This is a genomic window from Streptomyces yerevanensis, assembly GCF_000716805.1.
GTDB classification, from domain to species: domain Bacteria; phylum Actinomycetota; class Actinomycetes; order Streptomycetales; family Streptomycetaceae; genus Streptomyces; species Streptomyces flaveus.
On the sequence record NZ_JNWJ01000002.1, the window covers coordinates 110,708 to 136,379 of the forward strand.

20 protein-coding genes and 1 pseudogene are annotated in these 25,672 nt (G+C 68.8%); 14 read left to right on the top strand and 7 right to left on the bottom strand.

The genetic code is table 11. The features are described from left to right. Positions 1–89: 89 nt before the first annotated feature. Positions 90–1,172: an amidohydrolase family protein gene (locus OP79_RS02530; protein ID WP_078491589.1), complete on the top strand. Its 1,083-nt coding sequence runs from the start codon at positions 90–92 to the stop codon at positions 1,170–1,172. 98 nt (positions 1,173–1,270) lie between these two features. Here OP79_RS02530 and OP79_RS02535 read toward each other — a convergent pair whose 3' ends face one another. Continuing rightward, positions 1,271–2,053: an IclR family transcriptional regulator gene (locus OP79_RS02535; protein ID WP_033318217.1), complete on the bottom strand. Its 783-nt coding sequence runs from the start codon at positions 2,051–2,053 to the stop codon at positions 1,271–1,273. A gap of 120 nt (positions 2,054–2,173) precedes the next feature. On the opposite strand from OP79_RS02535, the gene OP79_RS02540 reads away from it, so the two are divergent. The 9 genes from OP79_RS02540 to OP79_RS02580 all read left to right on the top strand — a co-directional run bounded on the left by OP79_RS02540 (position 2,174) and on the right by OP79_RS02580 (position 10,958). Further along, positions 2,174–3,250: a cupin domain-containing protein gene (locus OP79_RS02540; RefSeq protein ID WP_051744354.1), complete on the top strand. Its 1,077-nt coding sequence runs from the start codon at positions 2,174–2,176 to the stop codon at positions 3,248–3,250. Beyond that, positions 3,247–4,077: a fumarylacetoacetate hydrolase family protein gene (locus OP79_RS02545; protein WP_033318218.1), complete on the top strand. Its 831-nt coding sequence runs from the start codon at positions 3,247–3,249 to the stop codon at positions 4,075–4,077. The genes OP79_RS02540 and OP79_RS02545 overlap by 4 nt, the downstream gene beginning before the upstream one ends. Next, positions 4,078–4,815: a maleylpyruvate isomerase N-terminal domain-containing protein gene (locus tag OP79_RS49605; RefSeq protein WP_245685193.1), complete on the top strand. Its 738-nt coding sequence runs from the start codon at positions 4,078–4,080 to the stop codon at positions 4,813–4,815. A 285-nt stretch (positions 4,816–5,100) separates the two neighbouring features. After that, positions 5,101–6,399 (top strand): SNG1 family protein, encoded by a 1,299-nt coding sequence (locus OP79_RS02555; protein ID WP_033318219.1) that lies wholly within the window; start codon positions 5,101–5,103, stop codon positions 6,397–6,399. A gap of 68 nt (positions 6,400–6,467) precedes the next feature. Then, positions 6,468–7,037, top strand: coding sequence for a TetR/AcrR family transcriptional regulator (locus tag OP79_RS02560; protein WP_033318220.1), 570 nt, complete (start codon positions 6,468–6,470; stop codon positions 7,035–7,037). A 41-nt stretch (positions 7,038–7,078) separates the two neighbouring features. Then, positions 7,079–7,612 carry a CocE/NonD family hydrolase gene (locus OP79_RS02565; protein WP_281193142.1) on the top strand — a complete coding sequence of 178 codons (534 nt, stop codon included), beginning with the start codon at positions 7,079–7,081 and terminating at the stop codon, positions 7,610–7,612. 133 nt (positions 7,613–7,745) lie between these two features. Further along, positions 7,746–8,210, top strand: a complete 465-nt coding sequence (locus OP79_RS02570) for a winged helix-turn-helix transcriptional regulator (protein WP_033318222.1) — start codon at positions 7,746–7,748, stop codon at positions 8,208–8,210. A gap of 369 nt (positions 8,211–8,579) precedes the next feature. Continuing rightward, positions 8,580–9,929, top strand: a complete 1,350-nt coding sequence (locus OP79_RS02575; protein WP_033318223.1) for an SCP2 sterol-binding domain-containing protein — start codon at positions 8,580–8,582, stop codon at positions 9,927–9,929. A 66-nt stretch (positions 9,930–9,995) separates the two neighbouring features. After that, entirely contained in the window at positions 9,996–10,958 is a 963-nt protein-coding gene (locus tag OP79_RS02580; protein ID WP_033318224.1) for a PDR/VanB family oxidoreductase, read from the top strand. Positions 10,959–11,085: 127 nt separating this feature from the next. On the opposite strand, the pseudogene OP79_RS58425 reads toward OP79_RS02580, so the two are convergent. From OP79_RS58425 to OP79_RS02600, 5 genes and pseudogenes are all read right to left on the bottom strand, one after another. Further along, positions 11,086–11,271, bottom strand: a pseudogene (locus OP79_RS58425) (TetR/AcrR family transcriptional regulator); the annotation flags it as partial. Positions 11,272–11,318: 47 nt separating this feature from the next. Then, complete coding sequence (locus tag OP79_RS02585; RefSeq protein ID WP_033318225.1) at positions 11,319–12,188, bottom strand: sugar phosphate isomerase/epimerase family protein; 870 nt, start codon at positions 12,186–12,188, stop codon at positions 11,319–11,321. Further along, positions 12,185–13,207 (bottom strand): Gfo/Idh/MocA family protein, encoded by a 1,023-nt coding sequence (locus tag OP79_RS02590; RefSeq protein WP_033318226.1) that lies wholly within the window; start codon positions 13,205–13,207, stop codon positions 12,185–12,187. The genes OP79_RS02585 and OP79_RS02590 overlap by 4 nt, the downstream gene beginning before the upstream one ends. Before the next feature lie 64 nt (positions 13,208–13,271). After that, positions 13,272–14,705, bottom strand: a complete 1,434-nt coding sequence (locus OP79_RS02595; protein ID WP_033318227.1) for a sugar porter family MFS transporter — start codon at positions 14,703–14,705, stop codon at positions 13,272–13,274. A gap of 2 nt (positions 14,706–14,707) precedes the next feature. Continuing rightward, the gene (locus OP79_RS02600) at positions 14,708–15,667 is read right to left on the bottom strand and encodes a TIM barrel protein (RefSeq protein WP_033318228.1); all 960 of its coding nucleotides are present in this window, start codon (positions 15,665–15,667) and stop codon (positions 14,708–14,710) included. A gap of 226 nt (positions 15,668–15,893) precedes the next feature. Here OP79_RS02600 and OP79_RS02605 point away from each other — a divergent pair, with 226 nt between their 5' ends. The 4 genes from OP79_RS02605 (at position 15,894) to OP79_RS02620 (ending at position 24,625) form a co-directional block, all read left to right on the top strand. Further along, on the top strand, positions 15,894–16,898 hold the full coding sequence (locus OP79_RS02605; RefSeq protein WP_033318405.1) for a LacI family DNA-binding transcriptional regulator: 1,005 nt from the start codon (positions 15,894–15,896) through the stop codon (positions 16,896–16,898). Between the two features lie 378 nt (positions 16,899–17,276). Then, positions 17,277–20,453: a putative bifunctional diguanylate cyclase/phosphodiesterase gene (locus OP79_RS02610; protein ID WP_051744355.1), complete on the top strand. Its 3,177-nt coding sequence runs from the start codon at positions 17,277–17,279 to the stop codon at positions 20,451–20,453. A gap of 66 nt (positions 20,454–20,519) precedes the next feature. After that, a complete protein-coding gene (locus OP79_RS02615; protein WP_051744356.1) occupies positions 20,520–23,798 on the top strand; it encodes an amino acid adenylation domain-containing protein in 3,279 nt (1,092 codons plus the stop codon). Beyond that, positions 23,792–24,625 carry a leucyl/phenylalanyl-tRNA--protein transferase gene (locus tag OP79_RS02620; protein ID WP_051744357.1) on the top strand — a complete coding sequence of 278 codons (834 nt, stop codon included), beginning with the start codon at positions 23,792–23,794 and terminating at the stop codon, positions 24,623–24,625. Before OP79_RS02615 ends, OP79_RS02620 begins: the two co-directional genes overlap by 7 nt. An 18-nt stretch (positions 24,626–24,643) precedes the next feature. Here OP79_RS02620 and OP79_RS02625 read toward each other — a convergent pair whose 3' ends face one another. Then, entirely contained in the window at positions 24,644–25,648 is a 1,005-nt protein-coding gene (locus OP79_RS02625; RefSeq protein WP_033318229.1) for a sugar ABC transporter substrate-binding protein, read from the bottom strand. Positions 25,649–25,672 lie beyond the last annotated feature (24 nt).

The window sequence follows — 25,672 nt, forward strand, 5'->3', positions numbered from 1 at the left end:
TCCAAGCCGTGACTCCACCCGCCGAGCCCCCCACCGAGGCCACCCGGCGAAGATTCATCGCCGCGACCGCCGCTGCCGGAGGAGCCGCCGTGGTCGGCGGCCTGGTCACGGGGTCGCCCGCGCTGGCAGCCGAGGCAGCGCCCGGCAGCCGCGCTTCCACGACGGTCGGCAGCTCGAAGGACCGTCGGAACACTCAGAAGGAGAAAAAGATGCGCATCGTGGCCGTGGAAGAGGCGTTCTCCGTTCCCGGAGCCATCCGGCAGGAGGAAGCGATCCGTCAGCGCATGCCCGTGCCGGAGGCGATCAAGCAGGAGTGGTTCCGGCGGCTGGACGATCTGACCGAACTGCGGCTGGCGGACATGGATGCCAACGGCGTCGATGTGCAGGTCCTGTCGTATTCCACGCCGGGCGTGGAAGTGATCGAAGATCCCGCGGAGGCGGTGGCGGCCGCGCGGCAGATCAACGACTCTCTGGCCAAGGCGATCGCCGCCCATCCGACCCGCTTCGCGGGCTTTGCCACCCTTCCGTTGCAGGACCCCAAGGCCGCGGTCGTGGAGCTGCGCCGGGCGGTGAACGAACTCGGGTTCAAGGGTGTGCTGTACAACGACCACGTGCGGGGGCACTACCTGGACGAGCCGCAGTTCAGGCCGCTATGGGCCGAGCTGGAGCGCCTCGGCGTGCCGCTGTATCTGCATCCGGCTGTCATTCCGGCCGACAACTGGCGTGTCTTCGAGGGGTATCCCGTGCTGAACGGGCCGACGTGGGGTTGGACCGCGACGGTAGGTGCCCATGCGCTCCGGGTGATCTACAGCGGCGTGTTCGACCAGTTCCCGGGCGCGTCGTTGATATTGGGGCACATGGGCGAGCTGCTGCCGTTCCAGATGGCCCGGCTCGACAGCCGCTATCCCCACGTGCCTGTTGAGCAGAGGGTGCAGCACCTGCCCTCGTACTACCTGCGGAACAACGTGTACGTCACCACCAGCGGAGTCATGTCACATGCCGCACTGCTGGGAGCCGTCCACGCGGTCGGCGTCGACCGCGTGTTGTTCGCCATCGACTACCCGTTCGAGTCCAGCGCCGAGGCGGTGGGGTTCCTGCGCTCCGCACCGCACGAGCCGGCCGACCTCAAGCGCATCGCGCACGGCAATGCCGAGCGAATTCTCCGGCTGTGAACACCAACAGCCTGTGTAGAGAGGTCGTATGACGAGCCTCGAAGACTGCTATGGCGTGCGCCACCATGCGGCTTCACGGTGGTGCGCGCCGCCGTCGTTCACAGGTCCTGGCCGATGTCCTGCACGGTCGTGAGCAGCGGTTGGGACAGTTCTGTGAGCCGCGCGCGGGTGCAGCGGACGGACGGAGCCGCCACGGCTACGGCGGCCACGGCGGTGCCGGTGCGGTCGCGTACGCATGCGCCGACGGCGTGCACGCCGCGCTCACTCTCCTGGAGGTTGAGGGCGTAGCCGTGGCGGCGCACGGACACCAGCTCGTTCATCAGGCGCTCGAAGTCCTCGGACACCTCGGAGGCCTTGGTCCGGTCCCCGGGGAGCCCGTTGGGGTAGAGGGCCCGGAGCCGGTCCGCCGGCAGTGCCGCGAGCAGGGCCTTGCCGCCCGAGGTCACGTGCGCGGGCAGGAGCGTGCCGGTGCGGTAGCTGACGCGCAGCGCCTGGGGGCCCTCCATGCCGTCCAGGAAGCGGCTGCCGTTGCCCTCGAGCACCATCAGGTGGGTCGTCTCACGGACGGCGTCCGCCAGCCGTCGCAGGTGGGGGTGGGCGACGGTGATCAGATCCGGGGGAGGAGCCGCCTGGCTTCCCCTGATCGCCTGCAGAGCCGGCCCCGGCCGGTACACCTTGTGGCGGTCCTGCGCCGCGAATCCCTCGAAGACGAGCATCGCGAGGATCCGGTGAGCGGTCGAGCGCGCGACGCCGAGCCGGTCCGCGACGTCCATCACCCGAAGCTCGTCGAGCTCGTGCAGCAGCCGGACGACGCGGAGGGCATTGCCGGCGCCACTCACCGGATACGAAGGGCTGGGCGAACGGTCCGCTGAATTCTCCATAGAGGAATCCTAGCCTTCAAGGATTCCGGTGAAGGGAAACATCGGCGTAGCGTCATGAAACAGCGCGGGACGATGCGCGCTTCTTCTGACGGTCGCCGTAGACACGACGTGGAGGTTTCCGTGACCGACACCACCAGCGAACAGACCGAGCGCAAGCTGCTCGACGAGTTGTACGCGGACTTCAAGAATGCGGGCCTGATCCCGCTGTGGACGCAGGTGGACGACCTCATGCCGATGTCGCCGCAGCCTGCCGCGATCCCGCACCTGTGGCGGTGGGCGGAGCTTCTGCCCATCGCACAGCGCTCCGGAGAGCTGGTGCCGGTGGGGCGTGGCGGCGAGCGCCGCGCCATGGCCCTGTCCAACCCCGGCCTTCCGGGCCTTCCCTACGCCACTGCGACCCTGTGGACCGCGATCCAGTACCTGGGGCCGCGCGAGGTCGCCCCCTCGCACCGGCACAGCCAGGGCGCCTTCCGGTTCGTGCTCGAAGGCGAGGGCGTGTGGACCAACGTCGACGGGGACGCGGTGGCGATGCGGCGCGGTGACCTGCTGCTCACGCCGAGCTGGGCCTTCCACGAGCACCAGAACGTCACCGACAAGCCGATGGCCTGGCTCGACGGCCTCGACATCCCGCTCATCTCCCAACTGGACGCCGGCTTCTTCGAGTTCGGACCCGACGAGCTCTCCACCCGTGCCACCCCCGAGCGCTCGCGCGGCGAGCGACTGTGGGGCCACCCCGGGCTGCGCCCGATCGGCCGGCCCGACCGGCCCAACTCCCCGCTGGGTGCCTACCGCTGGGAACACACCGACGCCGCCCTGACCGCCCAGCTGGAACTGGAGGACGAAGGCGTACCCGGTGTGCTCGAGCCCGGACACGCCGGAGTCCGCTTCTCCAACCCCACCACCGGCAAGGACGCCCTGGTCACGATGCGTACCGAGATGCGCCGACTGCGGGCCGGCACGCAGACCGTCCCGGTGCGCTCGGTCGGCTCCGCGGTCTGGCAGGTGTTCGACGGCGAGGCGGTCGCCCATGTCGGTGACAGGGTCTTCGAGATCGCCAAGGGCGACCTGTTCGTCGTCCCGTCCTGGTGCGAGGTCTCGCTGTCCGCCCGTACCCAGGTCGACCTGTTCCGTTTCAGCGACGAGCCCGTCTACGAGGCCCTGGGCCTCGCCCGTACCTCCCGAGGAGCCCACAAGTGAAGCTCGCCACCATCCGGGTCAACGGCAGCACGCGCGCCGTCCGCGTAGACGAGGGCAAGGCGGTGGACTTGGGCGAGAGCGACCTGGTGGGCTTCCTGCGCCACGGCGACTGGGCGGCGCGTGCCGCGGACGCCGACGGCGAAACGTACGAAGGCGCCCTGGACTACGCCCCGGTGGTCGTCGCGCCGGAGAAGGTCGTGTGCGTCGGCCTCAACTACCGCACCCACATTCTGGAGATGGGCCGCGAACTCCCCTCGCATCCCACGCTGTTCTCCAAGTACGCGCGGGCGCTGGTCGGCGCGTACGACGAGGTGACCCTGCCCGCTTCCTCCACGCAGATGGACTGGGAGGCCGAACTCGGCGTCGTCATCGGGTCCGAGGTCCGGCACGCCGACACGGAGCGGGCGCGGGCCGCGATCGCCGGGTACACCGTGCTCAACGACGTCACCGCCCGCGACTGGCAGTACCGCACCACCCAGTGGGACCAGGGCAAGACCTTCGAGGCCACCACCCCCATCGGACCGTGGCTGGTGACCGCCGACGACCCCACGGTGACCGCCCAGGGCCTGAGCCTGTCGTGCGAGGTCGACGGCGACACGGTGCAGAAGGCCGACACCGGGGACCTCGTCTTCGACCCGGCCATGCTGGTCGCGTACCTGTCCGAGATCATCACGCTGGTGCCCGGCGACGTGATCGCCACCGGTACTCCGGGCGGGGTCGGCCATGCCCGCAAGCCCGCCCGCTACCTGCAGGACGGTTCGCTCCTCGTCACCCGGATCGAGGGAATCGGCGAGTGCCGTAACACCTGTCGCCGGGAGAAGCGGTGAGTGCACGCCCGGGCGCGATGCTGGAGCGGGCCGCCAAGGGCACGGCCGCCTTCGAAGCCGCGTGCACTGGCTGACCGACTCGGGGCTCACCAGGCCCTCGTACCTGCCGGGCTGGAGCAGGGCCACGTCGTCGCCCACGTCGCCCGCAACGCCGAGGCCCTCGTCAACCTGCTGACCTGGGCGCGGACAGGTGTCGCGACTCCCATGTACGCAAGTGGCGACCAGCGTGCGCGCGAGATCGAGGACGGCGCCCGCCAACCGGTCGGCGCCCTGCGCGCCGACCTCCTCGCGGCCGATGGGCGACTGGCCGAGGGGTTCGCCGACCTGCCGGATGAGTGCTGGGCAGCGACCGTGCGGACGGCACGGGGCCGCGAGGTGCCCGCCTCTCAGGTGCCCTGGATGCGGGTGCGCGAGGTGTGGGTCCACGCCGTCGACGCTGTCGACCTGAACATCGACACCACCTTCGACGACGTCCCACACGAGGTGTGCAACGCGCTCCTCGACGACGTGGCCGCCGCCTTCCGGGCCCACCCGGACTGTCCCCTCGTCGAGCTGCGGGCTCCGGACTGCGCCGCAGCTCAGGCGGCCGCCGGTTTCCGGATGCGTGGGTGGTTCTCCAGCGCCCACCGCACGCTCTTCGGCGGGTGTCCGAGGAGGGTTTCCAGTTGGTCGGTGGTGCCGCGGTATCCGCCGCCGCCCATCAGCCGGGTCGGGGTTTCGGGGGTGCCTCGACTTTGACCCGGGAAACCGACCGGTTTACGATGCGATTGAGACCGATCGGTTTCCCCTGGAGGTCGTGACCGCGATCCGAGGGCGTCGTCGGCATCGCGGGTGGAATCGACTCGGTGCTGTTCGGGGCTTGGTGGCGATGTGCTCGTCGGAGGGGTGGCGCCGAGTCAAGAGGTCTGTCGCTCTTCCGAGGCGCGCCCGCGCCGAGGGCTGAACGCACCGAGGAGCTCGGCCCGCAACGGCGCCGTCCGGTCTTCTCCTGACGCAGTCGTGTTGTCGAGATCGGAGTAGGCCATGCAGGAAATTCACCCCTTCCGCGTTCTGCGCGCGAAACCGCTGTGGATCGCCAACGGTGTCATCACGGGTGTCCTGGCGCTGTTGTTCACCGTGTTCTATGTCGGCGCCAGCATCGACCCGGTCGATCACATGGAGAAGCTGCCCGTCGGTCTGGTCAACGCCGACAAGGGGGCTGACACCGGTGGCAAGCAGGTCAACCTGGGCGGGCAGATCACCGAGTCGATCAAGAAGTCCACCGTGAACGGAAACAAGATCGACTGGAAGGTGATGGACGAGAAGGAGATGAAGGACGAGCTCGGCGAGGGCAAGTTGTTCGGCGCGCTCGTCGTGCCCGACGACTTCACCTCCTCCGTCACCGCACTGGCCGACACCTCGGCCACCGGGACCCCGGCCCGCCCGACGCTGACGGTGCTGACCAACCAGTCCGCCGGCAGTGTGGGCTCCAGCCTGGCTCGGGCGGCGACGACGCAGGCGGCCGAGAGCGCCTCGCTCCAGGTGGGCAAGGAGCTGACCGCGCAGAACGGGGCCGGGCAGGCGAAGCTGCCCGCCGCGGCGCGCGTCCTGCTCGCCGACCCGGCCGCCGTCACGGTCAAGGACGGGCACCCACTCGACTCGCACAGCGGTCTGGGTCTGACGGCGTTCTACTACGCGCTCGTCCTGGTGGTCTGCGGCATGCTCTCCGCCAATGTCATCAGCGGCCAGGTCGACCACGCCCTCGGCTACACCCACAACGACATGGGCCCGCTGCGCCTGCACCGCCCACTCATCCGGGCGACCCGGGTGCAGACCCTCGCCATCAGCAGCACCCTCATGGTCGGCCTGTCCCTGCTGATGGGAACCCTGGTCATGGCGGGCGCGGTCGGCATCATGGGCATGGCCGCCGCCCATCTGCCGCTGCTGTGGCTGTTCTCGGTGTGCGCCATCGCCGTCGCCGGGATCGGTGCGCTCTCCCTCCTCGCCGTCTTCGGCACGCCCGGCATGCTGGTGGTCACGCTGGTCTTCATCGGGATGGCGGTGCCGACGGCCGGTGCCACCACCCCCATCGAGGCGCTGCCCGGCTTCTACCGCTTCCTTGCGGAGTTCGAGCCGCTGCGGCAGATCACGGGTGGTATCCGTTCGATTCTCTACTACGACGCCCAGGGAGACGCGGGTCTGACCCGGGGTTGGGTGATGATGGCCGTCGGCCTCGTGGTGGCCGCGCTGTTCGGCTTCGGCATGACCGGTTGGTACGACCGCAAGGGGCTGCACCGCGTTCCGGCCGAGAAGAAGCCCGAGGAGACTGCCGTCGCGGCGTAGCGGAGACGTCGCCGCACCTGGTAAACCGATCGGTTTCAATTTCGAGAAAACCGAGTTAGCCTCACACCATGACCACACAGGTGAAACCGACCTCCCGAGAGCGGCTGCTGGAGGCAGCGGCCACACTCGCCTACCGCGAGGGCGTCAGTATCGGCGTCGAGGCGCTGTGCAAGGCGGCGGGGGTGTCCAAGCGCTCCATGTACCAGCTGTTCGAGAGCAAGGACGAGCTGCTGGCGGCGAGCCTGGACAAGGGCGCCGCTGACTTCGTGGCGGGGCTCCTGCCGGCGGTGGACGACGGCCGTTCACCCCGCGAGCGGATCCTGCACGTCTTCGAGCAGCTCGAGTCGCTGGCGGGTGTCCCCGAGTTCCGCGGCTGTCAGTACCTGGCTGTGCAGATCGAGCTCAAGGATCAGACCCACCCCGCAAGCCGGGTGGCGCACCGGGTCAAGGGGGGCCTGACGGCGTTTTTCCGTGCCGAGGCCGAACAGGGCGGGGCGAGCGATCCCGACCTGCTGGCCCGGCAGCTCAGCCTGGTCTTCGACGGCGCCAGCGCCCGTGCGGGGATCGGGGCCGACAAGCTGACGGGGCTCATCGCGCCCACTGTGGCCGCCCTGCTCGATGCGACAGGCATGCGCTGACACATCACCTTTTCGCGCAGTCCGGGGAAGGCGGATGTGCTCTGCGGCGGCTCTCGTACCGCCCACGCCGGTGGCCCGACGTGTCGGCCGACCTGTTGAAGCTCGATCCGCTGGCGGCGGCCCGGCGCGGCTTTATGGTCGTCGTCCAGGACACCCGGGGCCGGTTCGCCTCCGAGGGGGAGTGGGAGCCGTGGACGTACGAGGAGAGCGACGGGTACGACACCGTGCGGTGGGCCGCCGCCCTTGCCGGCTCGAACGGCTCCGTCGGCATGATCGGCGCCAGCTATTTCGGTAACACGCAGTGGATGGCGGCGCTGTCCAAGCCGCCGGAGCTCAAGGCGATCGCGCCGTTGATCACGTGGTCCGATCCGGACGACGGGCTGTTCTCGCGCGGCGGTGCGATCGAGCTCGGCATCACCGTGCCGTGGTCGCTGATGCAGGGCGCCGACACGCTGATGCGCCGTCACCGCACCGACCTCGACGGGCTCGTGAACGGCATCACCGGGCTCGTGCGGGATGAGGTCCGGTTCACTGCGCTCCCTGCTCCAGGGCGTCTGACCTGGCAGTCCCCCTGAGGCGGATCAGGCAGCGACCTGGCGGGGCCGGCCTCGTTCCCTGAGGAAAGCTTGGAGTGAGCCCCGCCCGGACTGCCCGGCGCCCGACTTCTGAGGTCGTCAGTTGCATGGCGCAACGTGCTAGATTGAAAGCATGTTGGGCCGGACCTACGAAAATCAGCTGTGCTCCATAGCCCGGACTCTTGAGGTTGTCGGCGAGCGCTGGACTTTGCTGATCATTCGCGATGCGCAGCTTGGCCTGCGCCGGTTCGAGGAGTTTCAAGACAGCCTCGGTATCGCCCGCAACGTGCTTACCAACCGCCTCACCAAGCTGGTCGACGAGGGGTTGCTTGAGCGGGTCTGTTATCAGGAGCGGCCCGCCCGCTACGAGTACCGGCCGACGGGCAAGGCCAAGGACTTGCTCACCGCCGTGCTTGCCTTGATGCACTGGGGCGATGAGCACGCCGAGGACCCGGCCGGCCCGCCGCGGATCACCAGCCATGCGGGATGCGGGGGCAACGTTCGGGAACAGCTCGTGTGCACCGGATGCGGACAAGTGGTAGGGCCGGACGCCGTTCTCCTGCTTCCCGGCCCAGCGCTCACCGACTCCCCGGCCTGACACAGTCGCTGCGGTGGAATCCGATCCGCGATCCGACGCCAGTGCCGCGCCCGCATCGCCCCCGAGTCGGTAGGGCTGCCTGAGTGCGGCGCAGGCCACTGGGCCCGGAAGCAGATGCGTCAGCTGTGAATGATCAAAAGGATCGCAGCCGCCGACGCTCCGAGCAGCACTGCGCCAACGCCCTACGACAGCTTGTGCTGCCGTAGGGGAGGCATCGCTCTGTCCAGGGCGACACCGCCGACGCCCAGGCCCTGTCAGCCCCGCGGCATCACACTCGCAACCTCGGTAGTTGCTTCACGAAACCCATGCGATTAGGGTGCTAGTTGCTTCATGAAACTCACTCTTCCCGCTCCCGTGAGGTGACACCCGATGGCCAAACAGAACAAGCTCGACGACCATCCCACCGTCGTCCAGGTCCGCCAGCGGCGCGAGCGCGGCTCCGACCGGCCCGCCGAGCCGCTGGATGCGGCATGGCTGCGGCAGCTGTGTCTCGACGCGGGTGCGGACGACGTTGGCTTCGTCGAGATCGACCGGCCGGAAGTCGCCGACCAGCGAGCGGACCTGGGTGCCGCGCTGCCGGGTGTCCGAACGTTGATCAGCTTCGTGGTCCGAATGAACCGGGAGAACATCCGCACTCCGGCGCGTTCGGTGGCCAACCTGGAATTCCATCACAGCGGCGACCACACCAACGAGGTGGGCCGGCAAGTGGTGGCTGAGCTGGAGGCGATGGGTGTGCGCGCCATCAATCCCGCGATGGGTTTTCCGATGGAGATGGACAAGTTCCCCAGGAAAGCGTGGGTTGTCTCGCACAAGCCGGTCGCCGTGGCGGCCGGGCTCGGCAAGATGGGAATTCACCGCAACGTCATCCACCCAAAATTCGGCAACTTCGTCCTGCTGGGCACGATTCTGATCGACGCTGAGATAAGCGACTCCTCCCAGCCTATCGAGTTCAATCCCTGCCTTGAATGCAAGCTGTGTGTGACCGCCTGCCCGACCGGGGCGATCGCCTCCGACGGGCACTTCAACTTCTCCGCCTGCTACACGCACAACTACCGCGAGTTCATGGGCGGCTTCGGTGACTGGGCCGAACAGGTCGCTGAGAGCCGCAACGCCGACGACTACCGCTCACGGGTGAGCGACGCCGAGAGCGCGTCCATGTGGCAAAGCCTCTCCTTCGGCGCCAACTACAAGGCTGCCTACTGCATGTCGGTCTGCCCGGCCGGCGAGGACGTCATCGGCCCCTGGTTGGACAGTCGCAAGTCGCACCTGGACACGGTCGTCCGCCCACTGATGAACAAGGAAGAGACCGTCTACGTCCTCTCGGACTCCGACGCCGAGCAGCACGTGGCCAGTAAATTCCCACACAAACGCACGAAGCGAGTAGGGCAGAGCCTGCGGGCGAACAGCATCGAGGGTTTGGTGGAAGGCATGCCGCTGATTTTTCAGCGAGAGCAGGCCGCGGAAATGTCCGCAACCTATCATTTCACCTTCACCGGCGCCGAGTCCCGGCAGATCACCGTGACCATCCGCGACCGCGAACTCGATATCGCCGACGGGCATCACGGCGAGCCGGACCTCAAAATCACCGCCGACGCGGGCACCTGGCTGCGTTTCCTCACCAAACGGGCAGTGCTGCCGTGGGCGTTGCTGCGTCGCCGCATCAAGATGCAGGGCTCGCCGCGGCTGTTGCTGGCCTTCGGCCGTTGCTTCCCGTCCTGATCGGTCCAGAAGAAATGGACCGATGAATTATCACCTGAATTGTCACCACGAAATGGAAGGCCGATCATGAGCACCCTCCGCACCGAGGTCGAGCGCGACCTCGTACTGGAACGCAAGGAGACGGTGGCCGAAGGTGTCGCGCTGCTGACGTTGCGCGACGCGGAAGGTCGGCAGCTGCCGGAATGGGAGCCGGGAGCACACATCGATCTGATGCTGCGAGCGGACCTGGTCAGGCAGTATTCGCTGTGCGGGGACCCGGGGGACCGGTCCTGTCTTCAGGTCGCGGTGCTGCGTGAACCGGAAAGCCGGGGCGGGTCGAGCTACGTGCACGACGTGCTCTCCGAAGGTGAGTCGGTACGCATTCGCGGGCCCCGCAACAACTTTCCGCTCGAGAAGACCAAGCGCTACCTGTTCATCGCAGGCGGGATCGGAATCACCCCGATGCTGCCCATGCTGGCGGCCGTCCACGCGCGCGGCGCCGACTGGCGCCTCGTCTACGGGGGACGCACCCGAGCTTCGATGGCGTTCCGCGATGATCTGCAGCGGGCCTACGGAGAGCGGGTGATGCTGCGACCGCAGGACGAATACGGGCTGCTGGACCTGCCTTCGCTGCTGGGCAAACCGCAACGGCGGACAGCCGTCTACTCCTGCGGCCCGGAGCCGCTGCTCGAGGCGGTCGAATCCGGCTGCGAGAAGTGGCCGAGCGGAGCCCTGCACGTGGAGCGCTTCGCCCCGAAGAAGGACGTCACCGCCGGGCCACACAGCACCTTCGAGGTAGAGCTCGCCCAGACCGGCAAGACACTGCTGGTCTCTGAGGACACGTCCGTTCTTGAGGCCGTCGCAGATGTCGGTGTGTCGGTGATGACGTCGTGCGAGGAGGGAATCTGCGGAACCTGCGAGACGACGGTGTTGTCCGGGGAGATCGACCACCGAGACTCGGTCCTGAACGACCAGGAGCGCGCGGCAGGCGACACCATGATGATCTGCGTCTCCCGGGCCAAGAGCGACCGCCTGGTCCTCGACCTCTGATCCACGGCGGGACCGGATGACCGGTCCGCGGCCACTGGCGTAGTGCCTCGGAGGCGTCACCGAGCTGGGCGATGGCCGACCTGCGGGCCACCAGTTCCTCGGAGCGCGTCTGGAGCACGGCTGCCAGCAGCGCCTCCCGGGTGGGGAAGTGCCGGTACAGCGTGGCAGGTCCGACGTCCGCCTCTTTGGCCACCGCTTCCAGGGAAGTGCCGATGCCATGTCTCAGGAAGTGACGCTGCGCCGATTCGAGGAGGGCCGGGCGGCATCCGCGAGAGCGCTCCGCGTACGACGCGTACCACGGTTTACGAGGCACGCGGAGCGCTCTGCCGGAAGGCGGAGGCTGGTTGCCGCCGTCCGCTCTCAGGTGGCGAGTTCCTTGGTGATGCGGTCCAGCATGAACGCCGAGGAATCGCGGGCTCGTTCCTCCCAGGCAAAGACGCAGGACGTGGCGACGCCATCGAAGTTCAGCTCGCGCAGGGTGCCGAAGAACGTGTCCCAGTCGACCTCGCCCTGGCCGATGTCCAGGTGCTGGTGGATACGGGCCGGGGTGCCCGGCGGGTTGAGGATGTAGCGCAGACCGCTGGAGCCCTTGTGATTGAAGGAGTCCGCGATGTGCACATGCTGCAGCTTGTCGCCGGCGTAGCGCATCATCTTCGCGATGTCCGCGCCGACCTCCGAGGCGCCGGACAGGTGGAAGGTGTGCGGGGCGCAGTAAAGGTAGTTCACCCAGGGCTTGTTGATCGCGCGGACCAGGTCGACCGCGGGGGTGTTCTCCTCGCAGAAGTCGTCCGGGTGAGCCTCCAGGTTCAGAGCGATGCCTTCGCGCTCGAACACCGGCAGCAGTTCCTCCAGCGAGCGCCAGAAGGCGGACTCGCTCTCGGCGGCGCGCTCCGGGCGGCCGTTGAACTCCGAGTTCATCAGCGGACATCCGAGGTCCGCGGTGATCTCGATCATCCGCTTCCAGTAGCGTACGGCGGTCTGCCGCTCGGTCTCGTCGGGCGAGGACCACTTGTAGAGCGGCAGCACCGAGGACAGCTGGACGCCGTGTGTGCGCAGGGACTTCTTGAACGAGGCGACGCGCTCGTCGTCCGCCCGCGGGTGCAGGAAGAACGGCATGAAGTCGTCGCGCGGGGACAACTCGATGTACTCGTAGCCGAGTTCGGCGACCGTGCGCACCATGTCGTCGAGCGGCAGGGTGCGGAACATATAGGGGTCGAGGGCGATTTTCACGCGGCACCTCCGTAGAACGCGGGGCGGGGCTTCATGTCGGCGGAGACGACCGTTCCGTCGGACTCCAGGGAGCGGACGGCGGCGTCGGTGATGACGGTGGCGGCGTAGCCGTCCCAGGCGGACGGGCCGTTGGGCTCGGCGCCTGTCGCGACCGAGGCGATCCACTCGCGGAACTCGGTGTCGAAGGCCTCCGCGAAGCGGACCTTCCAGTCCTGCATGACAGCTGTGGCGTGCCCGGCCGCCGCGGTGCGGACGCCCACGGCGGCCGGGTCGGGCAGCCGGACCAGACCGTCCTCGCCGACGACCTCGCACTGGATGTCGTAGCCGTACTGGCAGTTGACGAAGACCTCGAGGTCGATACGCACCCCGCTCACCGTCTCGAAGATCATGATCTGCGGGTCCTTCAGGTGCGCGAACCGCTTGCTCGTGGCACGCGGTGTGACCACCTGGGCGGAGACGATCTCGTCGTCGAGCAGCCAGCGCAGTACGTCGATCTCGTGGACCGCCGTGTCCTGCGCCGCCATCGCGGAGTGGTACGCGTCCGGCACCGTCGGGTTGCGGTGGGCGCAGTGCACGATCAGCGGGGCGCCGAGGGAGCCGGCCGCGAGGACCTCCTTCATCTGCCGGTAGCCGGGGTCGAAGCGGCGCATGAAGCCGACCTGGACCAGACGGCTGCCATGGGCGCGCTCGGCCTCGACGATGCGCAGACAGTCCTCGGCGGTCGTCGCGAGGGGCTTCTCGCAGAACACGGGCTTGCCGGCCGCGATGGCGTTCAGCACGTGCTCGGCGTGGGTGGGGCCCCAGGAGGTGACCAGGACGGCGTCCACGTCGGGAGAGTTGATCAGCTCGGCGCCGTCCGGCAGCACGGCGGCGCCGACGGTGGCGGCGACCTCGGCGGCGCGGGCGGCGTCCAGGTCGGTCACCGCGGTGACGGTGGCCCCGGTGACCATCTCGGTGAGGCGCCGAATGTGGTCCTGGCCGATCATTCCGGTGCCGATGACACCTACACGTACGGTCATGGCCGTATCCCTTCGAAAGGCTTGCGGGGCCGGGAGGTCCATTACCGGCCCACGGGGGAGGAGGTCAGGAGAAGCGGGCCTTGAGTTCCGCCTCCAGCGTCTCGAGCGTGCGGCCCTTTGTCTCGGGGACGTAGCGCTTGACGAAGGCGAGCGAGAACAGACCCGCCACCACGAAGAGGAAGAAGGTGTTGGAGATCCCGATCCCGTCGACCAGGGACGGGAAGACGAGACCGATCACGAAGTTGGTCAGCCACAGCACCACGGCCGCGACACCCATCCCGAAACCGCGCATCCGCATCGGGAAGATCTCCGACAGCATCAGCCAGGTCACCGGCGAGATCGCACCTTGCTGGAAGGCAAGGAAGGTGACGGTCATGGCGAGCACGGCGTACGCCCGGCCGTCACCGGAGGGCAGCGCCAGGGAGAACACGCCGATCAGCAACAGCGCCGCGGTCGTGCCCATCTGACCGGCCATCAGCATCGGGCGGCGCGCCACCCGGCCCAGCAGCCAGATGCCGACGAAGGTCGCCAGCACCGAGATCACGCCGTTGGCGATGTTCGCGGTGAGCGCGCTGTCCGCGGCGAAGCCGGCGTCGGTGAGGATCTGCGTGCCGTAGTACATGATCGTGTTCACGCCGGTGATCTGCTGCACGATCGCGATACCGAAGCCGACGAACATCAGCTTGCGCACCCACGGCGTGCTCTTCATGTCCTGCCAGCCGCCGAGCTTCTGCTCCTCGTCCTTCACGGCCAGCGAGGACACCTCCGCGAGCTCGGCCTCGGCCCGCTGCTGGGAGCGCACCTGCTTGAGGACCTCCAGGGCCTCGCCGAAGCGGCTCTGGGAGGCCAGCCAGCGCGGGCTCTCCGGCATCACCAGCATGCCGAACCACAGCACGACGGCGGGGATGGTCGCGATGACGAGCATCCAGCGCCAGACGCCGCCGGACTCGCCGCCCACCCGCGCGATGATCGCGTTGGAGGTGAAGGCGAGCAACTGCCCGCTGACGATCATGAGTTCGTTACGGGTGACCAGCGCGCCGCGCCGCTCTGCGGGCGACACCTCCGCGAGATAGACCGGCACGGTCACCGACGCGCCACCGACCGCGAGGCCGAGCACGAAGCGGGCCACGACCATGATCGCCGTGTTCGGCGCGAGCGTGCAGCCGAGCGCGCCGACGAAGAACACCACGGCGAGAACAAGGATGGTGCGGCGCCGACCGCGCCCGTCCGAAAGGCGGCCGCCCGTGACGGCACCGAGCGCGGCACCGAGGAGCAGCGAGCTGGTGACCATGCCCTCGGTGAACGGGGTCAGGCCGAGGTCCTCGGTCATGTACGGCAGGGCGCCGTTGATGACGCCGGTGTCGTAACCGAAGAGCAGTCCGCCGAAGGTGGCGATGAGCGTGATGACCCGCAGCCGCCGTTTGACCGTGGGCGAGGCGTCGTCCGGGACGGCGGTGGCGGGAGCGGGGGTCTGGGGCGTGTCCTTGCTGATGTCCATGGTCACCCCTGGTTGTCGTCGAGGACGGGGCGCCGTGTACCGGCCAGTCCGCAGTCGGCCAGGTAGTCCCGCGTGCTGACCGCGATGGGCAGCGGCACCTCGGGAGCGCACGGGTACAGGTCCTGCTCGACGATGACGAACAACTCGGCGTCCAGCCGCGCGAGTTCGGCGACCACGTCGTCCGGCTTCGGCACACCCGCCGGAGGCGACACGCACACACCGCGCTTGACGGCCTCGCCGAAGGAGAGGTTCTCGGCGGCCACCTGGGCGAGGATCTCCGGGTCCATCTGCTTGATGTGGACGTAGCCGACGCGCTCCCCGAACCGGCGGATCAGGTCGAGGTTGTCCCCGCCGCCGTAGGCCACGTGCCCGGTGTCCAGGCAGAGGTTGGTGTAGCGGGAGTCGGACTCGTTCAGCAGCCGCTCGATCTCCGGCTGCGTCTGGATGTGGCTGTCCGCGTGCGGGTGGATGACGAGGCGTACGTCGTACTCGTCGAGGAGCAGCTTCCCGAGCCGGTCGGCGGCCCGGCCGAAGCCCGCCCACTGCTCGGCGGTCAGCTCGGGCGACTCGGTGAAGCCGCCGGTCTTCTCGTCCCGGTACATCGGCGGGATGAAGACCAGGTGGTGGGCACCCGTGGCGGCGGTCAGCGCGGCCACCTGCCGGACATGGGCGAGCATGTCGTCCCAGGCCTCCGGGCGGTGCAGCGCGCCGAAGGCGGTGCCGCCGGAGACCTTCAGGCCGCGTACGGCCAACTCCTCGGCCAGTACGGCTGGTTCGGTGGGGAGATAGCCGTACGGGCCCAGCTCCAGCCACTCGTAACCGGCCGCGGCCAGCTCGTCGAGGAAGCGGGTGTACGGGACCTGGTGCTCGTCCTCGGGAAACCAGACGCCCCAGGAATCGGGGGCCGAGCCGAGACACAGGTTGCCCACGACGGTGCGGAGGGGGGACGGCGTCGTTGCCATGGTGCACGTCCTTCGAAGAGGGGACGGGTGGGGTGCTCCGGGGAGTTGCCAGCAGGAAGAGTCGACTGACGCGCTCTACTAGCGCGCGCTAGTGCGAGTACGATGGCGCCTGTCCAAATGTCATGTCAATAGCTTGTTGCCGGGAGATTTCAGGACCGCCCGTAAAGTGGGTGCGTCGAAGGGTGGGTCACAGGTGAATGCGTCGGGCAAGCAGCAGCGGCCCACGATGGTGGACGTCGCCGCGAAGGCGGGCGTGTCCAGGGCGCTCGTCTCGATCATCTTCCGTGACCAGCCGGGGGCGAGCCAGGAGACCCGCGAGCGCGTGCTGCGCGTCGCCGACGAGATCGGCTACCGCCCCGACAACGCGGCCCGCCTGCTGGCCCGTGGCCGCAGCCGCACGCTCGGCGTGATGTTCACCGTCCACCAGACCTTCCACGCCGACCTCGTCGAGGGTATCTATCCCGAGGCCGAGCGGCTCGGCTACGAGGTTCTGCTCTCCGCCACCGGTCAGGGGAGGGGCGAGGCGAAAGCCGTCGAGGCCCTGCTCAGCCATCGCTGCGAGGCGGTGATCCTCCTGGGCCCGGACACGGTGGCCGCGGACCTCGACGCCCTCGGGCACCGTACGGTCGCCGTCTCGGTCGGACGCCGGGTGCCCCAGACCCGCGTCGACAGCGTGCACACCGCCGAGAGCAAGGGCGTACGGCAGGCCATGGACCACCTTGTGGAGCTGGGGCACCGCCGGATCGTGCACATAGACGGCGGCCGGGGTCCCGGCTCGGCCGAGCGGCGGCGTGCGTACCGGGCCGCGATGCGCCGTCACGGTCTGGACTCCGAGCTGCGGGTGATCCCCGGTGACCACACCGAGGAGTCCGGCATCGAGACCGGCCGCCTGCTGGTGGCGGAGCGCGATCGCGGGCTGCCGCTGCCGACGGCGGTCCTCGCAGGCAACGACCGGTGCGCGATGGGCCTGTTGATGGCTCTGACACGGGCCGGCGTCGAGGTCCCGCGGGACCTGTCCGTCGTCGGCTACGACGACAGCCACCTGTCCCACCTGATGCCGATCGGCCTGACCACCGTCCGCCAGGACTCGCTCCTGATGGCGGAGTACGCGGTCCGGTTCGCCGTGGAACGCCTGGAGGACGGGGAGCTGGAGCCGCGCGAGGCGGTCCTGGACCCGAAACTGGTGGTACGGGGAACGAGCGGGCCGGCCCCGGAGCAGGGGCCGGCCTGAAGGCTCGGCCGCCGACCCCTGCAAGCCCTCGGCCTCACATGACGAACCCGGACAGATCCCGATCATGCAATGCCCCTGGGCGCGGCATCTCGCGACGCGACTCGGTATTTCGTCTTGCGCATGCGAGGAATGGCGAGCCGAGTTAACTTGATGGAGACACGTCGATGTCTCGGCGAGAAGGAGCCCGCATACCGGCGACCGTTTATAACAGCGACAGCGTATAGCGGCGATCTTTTTCACAGACGGCCGGGGCCGATTATCGAGCCCCGGACAAATCTCCTTTGCCGGCCCGGTCCTACGGGCTTCTCCGTCGTTGCCCGGTGCCGTTCGCCCAGCTCGGTCCACCTGACAAGTCGCTTTTCCAGGAGGTTAGTTGGGATGAACGCGCGATTGCGGAGCCAGGCCGCGATGGCTGCTGTCAGCGCGTGCATCGTCGCACTGACCGTGCTCTACTACATATTTCCGGAACAGCAGCTGATCTTCGTCGCCATTGGGGCGACCGGCGTCATCGGTATTGTCCTGGGTATCCTTCTCAACCGCCCCAAGCATCGCCTCCCCTGGCTGTTGCTCGCCGCGGGAAACTTCGCCTTCGCCGCGGGCCAGGCCGCCCAGATCATCCTCCTCCAGTTGCTCGACGAGGAAGTCCCGTTCCCATCGATCGCCGACGGCTTCTATCTCGCGGCATATCCGCTCTATGCGGCCGGGCTGCTGGGCTTCGTGCGCTGGCAGACGAGTTGGCGCGACCGCGCGAGCCTCGTCGACGCGCTGACGCTGACAGTCGGCCTGGCGCTGCTGTCGTGGCTCTTCCTCATCGATCCGTACGCCCGCGACGAGGATCTCACCTGGGTGCAGAAGGCGTTCTCCATCGCCTATCCGCTCGGCGACATCCTCGTACTGGCGATGCTGCTGCGCCTGATTGTCGGCCGTGGCGGCAAGTGCCACTCGCTCATGTTGCTCACCGTGGGCACCGTCGGCCTGCTCGCCGCCGACGTGGTTTACGGCCTGATGCAACTGAACGGGACCTGGCGCACGGGTACCGCGGTCGATCTCGGCTGGGCCCTCCTGTACGGCGCCTGGGCGGCCGCCGCGCTCGATCCGACCATGCGGTCGCTGACCCAGCCGGTGGCATCGCGAGCCGAGACCGGCACGGGCCGGCTGAGCCTGCTCGTCCTGGCGTCGTTGATCGCGCCGGCCGTCCTCCTGACGGAGGCCGTACGCGGCGTGCGTTCCGACGTCGGCGTCATCGGGGTCTTCTCCGCGGTGCTCTTCCTCCTCGTGCTCTACCGCCTGGGGGGCGTGGTGGCGACCCATCAGAGGGCGGTCAGCCGGGAGAAGGTGCTGCGCAACGCGGTGTCGTCGCTGGGCGGAGCGGGCGATCTGCGGGACGCGGCTGCCGCCGTCCACTCCGCGGTGAAGGAGCTGATGGCGCACGACCCGCCGCGTTCCGCGCTGCTCACCGTGCCGGACAACACGCTCTGGCTGAACGGTGCGCACGGCGACGTACGCGGGCCCCTGTCCGCGCCGGTGACCGCAGCCGTACGGGAACTGATCGCGTCCGGCGAGAACCGCCTGGTGACCCTCGACGGTGTGGGGCCCGATCTCGCCGCCCACCTCACGCGCCAGGACGAGGAGCCGCCCCGCACCGGCCATGCGCTGGTCTGCCCGCTCACCTCGCAGGATCACCCCTCCGGCGATCCACTGATCGGGGCACTGATCGTGGCGGGGGACGAGCGGGAGTTGCTCGTGCTCCGCGAAACGCTGGCGACTCTCGCCGCGCAGACGGCGCTTGCCATGGCGCGGGTCGCCCTCGCCCAGGAGGTCAACCGGCGCAACAGCGAGATGTACTTCCGCACTCTGGTGCAGAACGCCTCCGACGTCATCCTGATCCTCGACGGCGACCGGATCCGTTACGCCAGCCCCTCCGCCGACCAGATACTCGGAGTTCCGAACCTGGAGGGCACCCACCTCGTCGATCTGGTGCCGCCGCAGGACAGCCGTGCGGTGGCCGAGACGCTCGGGCGAATGCGGGGGGGCGAGTACCAGATCAGGCGCGAGCACTGGCGCATGGTCCGCGCCGACCGGGCGACCATCGAGGTCGAGGTGAGATGGAGCGACCTGCGCGAGGAGGCCACCGTAGGCGGGGTGGTGCTCACCCTGCGGGACGTGACCGAACAGCGCAAGCTCGAACGCGAACTGACCCACCAGGCGTTCCATGACTCGCTCACCGGCCTGGCCAACCGCGTGCTCTTCCAGGAGCGGGTCAACCACGCCCTGGTGCAGGCTCAGCGCGAAGGCACCGTGGTCGGTGTGCTCTTCGTCGACGTGGACGACTTCAAGGTCGTCAACGACATACACGGCCACGGTGTGGGCGACGAACTCCTGGTCGCGCTGTCACTCCGGCTGCAGACCACCGTCCGTGCCTCCGACACCGCCGCGCGCATCGGCGGCGACGAGTTCGCCCTGTTGGTGGAGGGCGCCGCCACACCGGCGGGCGTGGAGCGGTTCACCGAACACGTGATGACCGCGTTCGCCGAGCCGTTCCGGCTCAGTGTGGGGCCGGTGAGCACGTACGTCAGTGTCGGCGTCGCGACGACGGAGGACAGCATCGACTCGGTCGAACTGCTGACACACGCCGATCTCGCGCTGTACGCGGCGAAGACGGCGGGCAAGCGCCAGTGGCGCCGCTACCACCCGGAACTGCAGAGCGGCATGGCCGAGCGTGCCAAGTTGCAAGAGGGACTGGACAGTTCGTCGATCGAAACGTCGTTCATGGTGCTCTACCAGCCCATCGTGGAGCTGGCCAGCGGTCGGATCGCCGGCTTCGAGGCGCTCGTTCGCTGGCCCCACTCCACGCGTGGCATGGTGCTGCCCGAGCAGTTCATCACGCTGGCCGAGGAGAGCGGGCAGATCGTCCCGCTCGGCGCCTGGGTGCTTGACCAGGCCGCGGGCGAGGCGGTCCGGTTGGAGGACCGCGTGCTGCGCGACGGAGCGGCCGACAGCAACGCTCCTTACGTCAGCGTGAACGTGTCGCCGCGTCAGTTCCGGGACGAGGAGTTCTACAACGTGATCCGGCGCGCTCTGGATCTCTCCGGCATCGAACCGTCGTCTCTCGTACTGGAACTGACCGAGAGTGTACTGATGTACAACGACGAACGTATCCTGGCCGAGATGGGTTCGCTCACCGACCTCGGTATCCGTATCGCGATCGATGACTTCGGAACGGGCTACTCGTCGCTGAGCTATCTGCGCGAGTTCCCGATCTCGATACTCAAGATCGACAAGTCGTTCGTCGACGAACTCGGGCGCTCGCCCGAACAGTACGCCCTGGTCGAGGGCATCACTCATCTCGCGGACACACTCGGTCTCACCGTGATCGCCGAAGGAGTGGAGGACGTGAGGCAGCAGGAGTCGCTGATTTCCATGGGGTGCCAGTTCGGCCAGGGGTACCTCTTCGCCGAGCCGGTCGGCGCCGAAGAGGCGGAGCACCTCGTCCTCGCGGCACCGCTCGGCCGACTGGCCGGATTGCGTGGGACATCCGCGGATGGGAAACCGTGATGGCGGCGGCCCACTCCCGCGAGGGGCGCGGCTCCGCAGTACTCCGCGCGAGGCGGGAGACCCAAGGTGACGGAATGTGATCACCCGCCGACGGAGTCGGCCGCGCTGTGCGTCGTACTGCGCAACGACGAGGAGCAGTACGCGATCTGGCCCGCCGATCGCCGGCTTCCGGCCGGGTGGCGTCGGATCGGCGGGCCGGAGTCCCCCGGGTGGTGCGCGGGCCTGGTCGACCGTCTGTGGACCGACCTGCGGCCCGCGAGCGCCCGCGCCCAGCGGCAGCCCCCGGAATCCTGGCCGAGCACCGTGCCCGAGCTGGTCCGGGAGCGGGCACGGCGTGAGCCGTCCGCTCTCGCGGTGCTCTCGGACGAGGGGCGGCTCAGCTACGCAGAGCTGACCGGCCGCGCCGACCGGCTTGCCCGCCAACTGCGGGAGTCGGGCGTCGACGCGGAGTCCGTCGTCACCGTGTGCCTCGACCGCGTGCCCGAACTGGTCGTCTCGCTGCTGGCGGTGCTGAGCTCCGGCGGCGCGTTCCTGCCCCTCGACCCGGCGACTCCACGGCAACGGATGGCCGGACTGGTCGGCGAGACCGGTTCACGCCTCATCGTCTCGAGCCGCGAGCACGCCCCGATGTTCACCGAGTGCGAGGCGCGGATCGTCCACGCAGAGGAACCGGCCACGCAGGCGACGCCGCTGGAGGGACAGCGGCCGGCCCCCGGCCCCCGGCCGGACGACCTCGCCTACGTGATCTACACCTCCGGATCCACCGGACCTCCCAAGGGCGTGATGATCACCCACCGGTCACTGGCACACTCGCTCACCGCGGTGGCCCGGGCGTACGAACTGACGCCCGGCGACCGGGTGCTGCACGCCGCGGCGCTCGGCTTCGACACCTCGCTGGAGCAGATATTCGCCACGCTGACCAGCGGCGCGACACTCGTCCTCGCGGGAACGCACATGTGGGCGCCCACCGACCTGCTGCACCGCCTCCCGGAGCACGGGATCACCGTCGCCGACCTGACTCCCGCCTACTGGCATCGGATCGTCTCCGTCCCGGACCGCGACGAGAGCCTCGCGTCACTGAGGCTCGTCATCGTCGGCGGCGAGATCGTCACCGCGAAGGACTGCCGCGCCATCCTGCACCGGATCCCCGAGGCACGGCTCGTCAACGCCTACGGGCTCACCGAGACCACCATCACCTCCACGCTCTGCGAGCTGAACGAGGAAGTGCTCGCCGCGCCGGACACCGCCGTCGCCCCCATCGGCAGGCCCCTGGAGGGGAATCACGTCCACGTGCTCGACGCCGAACTGCGCCCGGTGCCGCCGGGCGAGCGCGGCGAGATCTACATCGGCGGCCCGGGGCTGGCACGCGGTATCTGGCGGCAACCCGCCCTGACCGCACAGCAGTTCCTGCCCGACCCGCACGGCTCGGCGCCCGGGGACCGGATGTACCGCACCGGGGACATGGGCCGCCTGCGCTCGGACGGCAACCTGGAAGTGCTGGGCCGGGTCGACGACCAGATGAAGATCCGCGGGTTCCGGGTCGACCCGGCCGAGGTCGAGGCCGCGCTCGTCTCCCACCCGGAGATCGACCAGGCGATAGTGGTGGCCCGGACGCGCGCGAGCGGCGACCGGGACCTCGTCGCGTACTTCACACCGACCTCGCCGTCGGTCGGCGGCGAGGCGGTGCTGCGCGCACGGTTGCGGTCGGCACTCGCCGAGGTCCTGCCGGGCCCCATGATCCCGGCAGCCTTCCACGCGGTGGATCGGCTGCCCGTCACGCCCGGCGGAAAGCTCGACCGCAGGGCCGTGCCGGAACCCGTGACCGCGGCGCCGGCGGCCGGCGCCGACGACCGCCCGGTGCCGCAGGCGATGGCCCAGTTGTGGGGCCAGATCCTGGATGTGGACTATGTCCGTCCGCACGACGACTTCTTCGAGCTGGGCGGCAACTCGCTGCTGGCCATGGAGATGCTCGCCCGGACCCGCGTCGTGTTCGGCATCGGCATCACACAGATCCGCGACCTGACCCGTGCACTGCTGCGGTATCCGACGCTCGCCGCGTTCGCCGAGTCCGTGCGCCAGGCACGGGCCGGCACACTGGCCCACCCGGACGGCGGGAGCGTCGACTTCGCCGCCGAGACCGATCGGCGCCTTCCGGCAGTGGGCCGTGACGCGTCGGCTCAGGATCCCCCTCGCCCCGGCGATGTCCTCCTCACCGGGGCGACGGGGTTCTGCGGCGCATACATGGTCGACGAACTGCTGCGCAGGACGACGGGACGGGTCCTCTGCCTGGTCAGGGCCTCCGACGAGCAGCACGGCATGGAGCGGCTCCGCGCGAGCCACCAGCGGTACGTTCTCAGCGATCTGTCCAGTGAGCGCGTCCAGCCGGTCGTCGGCGACCTGGGCAAGCCCGGACTGGGGCTGTCCCCGAGCCGGTTCGAGGAGCTGGGATCGACCATCGACGCCGTCTACCACTTCGGCGGCCACGTCAACTTCATCTATCCGTACCACGAGTTGCGCGCCACCAACGTCGACGGAACATACGAGATCATCCGCCTCGCCGCCGGCCGGGCCGTCCCCGTCCACTTCACCTCCAGCATGGCGGTGCTCGCCGGATTCGGGCCGGCCGGGGTGCACGAGGTCACGGAGAACACGCCGCTGCGCTTCCCCGAGTATCTGTCGGTGGGATACGTGGAGACCAAATGGGTCGGCGAGGCGCTGCTGAGGAAGGCGTCCGAGGCGGGCCTGCCGGTCACCGTCTACCGACTGATGGACGTCACGGGCCACAGCGGAACCGGCGTGATGAACACCAGCAGTGAGCTGGCCGCCCTCTTCGGCTTCATCACGCGGACCGGGCTGTGTCCCGGCGTCCGGCTGCCGCTGGACTTCCTGCCGGCCGACCACCTCGCCCGCGCCATCGGACACATCTCCACCCGCCACCCCGCTCGCGGCGAGGTCTATCACCTCACCAACCCCCGTCCCACGCTGCTGAATTCGCTCGCCGAGTGCATGCGCCGACGGGGTTACCCGGTCCAGGAGATCCCGTACGCGGAGTGGATCGCCGCTCTGGTGAAGTACGCGGCCGGGCACCCCACCGACCCGATCACCCCGTTCGTCCCGCTCTTCGTCGACCGGTGCGCGCGCGCCGACATCACCGTGAGCGAGATGTACTTCCAGGGCGTTTTCACGGAGTTCACCCGCGACAACGCCGAACGGGCGCTGGTGGACGCCGGGATCGACATTCCGCCGGTGGACACGGAGATGCTGGACCGTTACATCGACTTCCTGCAACAGGCCGACGGCGCCCGGCAGGTGAAGGACCAAGGACAGGGAACAGCACGATGGTGAGCCGATGCCCTTGCTGGGAGGCGCTGGACCTGCTGAAAGTGGCGCCCGACGGTCCGGTGGCCTTCGGCGCCGACCTCAGTCCCGCCGGTCTCCTGGCGGCGTATCGCGCCGGGGTCTATCCGTTCCCGGCATCCGACGAGTACACCCGCGCTCTCAACGAGGTGGTCTACGCCAATCAGGTCCAGGAGGGCCGTATCCCGCTCGTGGGCGAGGAATCGGCCGATCCCTACGCCGTCTCCTGGTGGTCGCCCGACCCCAGGCCTGTGCTGCCCGTCTCGGCCCCCCACCTCAGTCGGAGCCTCGCCCGGCGGCTGCGCAACCGACTGCCGTGGTCGACCAGCCTGGACCGGCGGTTCGAGGGGGTCGTCCGTGAATGCCGCGCCGGCCGCGTCCCCCTGTGGCTCACCGACGAGCTGATCGCAAGCCTGGTCCGCCTGCACGATCTGGGTCACGCGCACAGTGTCGAGGTGTGGGAGGACGGCGATCTGGTCGGCGGCGTCTTCGGCCTTCGGATCGGATCCGTCTTCAGCATGGACTCGATGTTCTTCCACCGTCCCGATGCCTCGAAGGTCGCGGTGACCGATCTCGCGGCGCGCTTCGCACAGGCCGGCGGCGAGCTGCTCGACGCGCAGCGGGACAGCTCGCACGTCCGCAGCCTGGGCGGCATTCTCGTACCGCGAGAGCAGTACGTGCGACACCTGCGTCACCCCGTGCGCGACAGCCTCCCGATGCCCACCGCCGTCTTGCCCGCCCGCCGCCTTGCCGAGCCGACGGAATCGCGTTCTCAGCGAGCCGGCCCCGGAGGGGCCGGCCTGAAAGCTCGGTGAGGGTCGACCGTCTTCTCGCTACCGTGTGCCCTTCTCGGCGAACTTGGAGATGGCGTCGACATTCTCGTCGGTGACGAAGGCCGGACCTGTCAGGACCGGTGCGGTGCCGCCGCCGCTGAAGTTTCCGTTGTTCTTGTAGAGCCAGAGGCCGTCCACCGCGAGGTAACCCTGCAGGTAGGGCTGCTGGTCGACGGCGAACTGGACGTTGCCCTCCTTGACGGCGTTCACCAGGTCCTTGTTGAGGTCGAAGGTGGCGACCTTGGCCTTGCTGCCCGCGTCGGCCACGGACTGGACGGCGGTCAGCGCGAACGGGGCGCCGAGCGTGACGACCTCGTCGATGGACGAGTCCTGCTTGAGCTTGGCGGTGATGGTCGACTTCACGGACGGCATGTCGGCGCCGTTGACGTAGAGGTTCTCGGTCTTGCCCTCGAACGCCTTCTTCAAGCCCGCGCAGCGTGCTTCCAGGGCGACGTGGCCCTGTTCCTGGACCACACAGACCGCGTTCTTCGCGCCGATCTCGTTGAGGCGCTCGCCGAAGGCCTGGCCTGCGATGTTCTCGTCCTGGCCGAAGTACTCGAGCATGCCGAGCTCTTTCCAGTCGTCCAGGCCCGAGTTGAAGCCGACGACCGGGATACCGGCCTTCTCGGCCTTGGCCACGACGTCCTTCATGGCGTCCGGCTTGGCTGCCGTGAGCGCGATGCCGTCGACCTTCTGGTCGATCGCGTTCTGCACCAGGTTCGCCTGGTCGGCGGCGTTGGGACTGCTGGAGTAGACGAGCTTGACGTTGTCCTTGTCTGCGGCGGCCTGGGCGCCCTTGCGGATGAGGTCCCAGAAGGTGTCGCCGGGGGCCGCGTGGGTGATCATGGCCACGGTCATCTTCGGGGTGCTCGCCTTGCCCGCCGCGGCTTCAGCGCCGCCTTCCTCCGACTCCTTGCCACCGGAGCTGCTGGAGCAGCCGGCTGCGAGCAGGGTGCCGGCGAGGACGGTGGCGGCGAGAGCCGCGGTTCGGTGGTGTCTGCGCATGTCCCTTGCACCTCACTGTGCGGT

Excerpts from the sequence above, each read along its gene's own strand:
- OP79_RS02605 (WP_033318405.1), top strand. The coding sequence starts at position 15,894 with ATGGTGGACGTCGCCGCGAAGGCGGGCGTGTCCAGGGCGCTCGTCTCG.
- OP79_RS02535 (WP_033318217.1), bottom strand. The coding sequence starts at position 2,053 with ATGGAGAATTCAGCGGACCGTTCGCCCAGCCCTTCGTATCCGGTGAGT.
- OP79_RS02590 (WP_033318226.1), bottom strand. The coding sequence starts at position 13,207 with ATGACCGTACGTGTAGGTGTCATCGGCACCGGAATGATCGGCCAGGAC.
- OP79_RS02600 (WP_033318228.1), bottom strand. The coding sequence starts at position 15,667 with ATGGCAACGACGCCGTCCCCCCTCCGCACCGTCGTGGGCAACCTGTGT.
- OP79_RS02580 (WP_033318224.1), top strand. The coding sequence starts at position 9,996 with ATGAGCACCCTCCGCACCGAGGTCGAGCGCGACCTCGTACTGGAACGC.
- OP79_RS02620 (WP_051744357.1), top strand. The coding sequence starts at position 23,792 with ATGGTGAGCCGATGCCCTTGCTGGGAGGCGCTGGACCTGCTGAAAGTG.
- OP79_RS02610 (WP_051744355.1), top strand. The coding sequence starts at position 17,277 with ATGAACGCGCGATTGCGGAGCCAGGCCGCGATGGCTGCTGTCAGCGCG.
- OP79_RS02555 (WP_033318219.1), top strand. The coding sequence starts at position 5,101 with ATGCAGGAAATTCACCCCTTCCGCGTTCTGCGCGCGAAACCGCTGTGG.
- OP79_RS02570 (WP_033318222.1), top strand. The coding sequence starts at position 7,746 with ATGTTGGGCCGGACCTACGAAAATCAGCTGTGCTCCATAGCCCGGACT.
- OP79_RS02560 (WP_033318220.1), top strand. The coding sequence starts at position 6,468 with ATGACCACACAGGTGAAACCGACCTCCCGAGAGCGGCTGCTGGAGGCA.
- OP79_RS02575 (WP_033318223.1), top strand. The coding sequence starts at position 8,580 with ATGGCCAAACAGAACAAGCTCGACGACCATCCCACCGTCGTCCAGGTC.
- OP79_RS02625 (WP_033318229.1), bottom strand. The coding sequence starts at position 25,648 with ATGCGCAGACACCACCGAACCGCGGCTCTCGCCGCCACCGTCCTCGCC.
- OP79_RS02595 (WP_033318227.1), bottom strand. The coding sequence starts at position 14,705 with ATGGACATCAGCAAGGACACGCCCCAGACCCCCGCTCCCGCCACCGCC.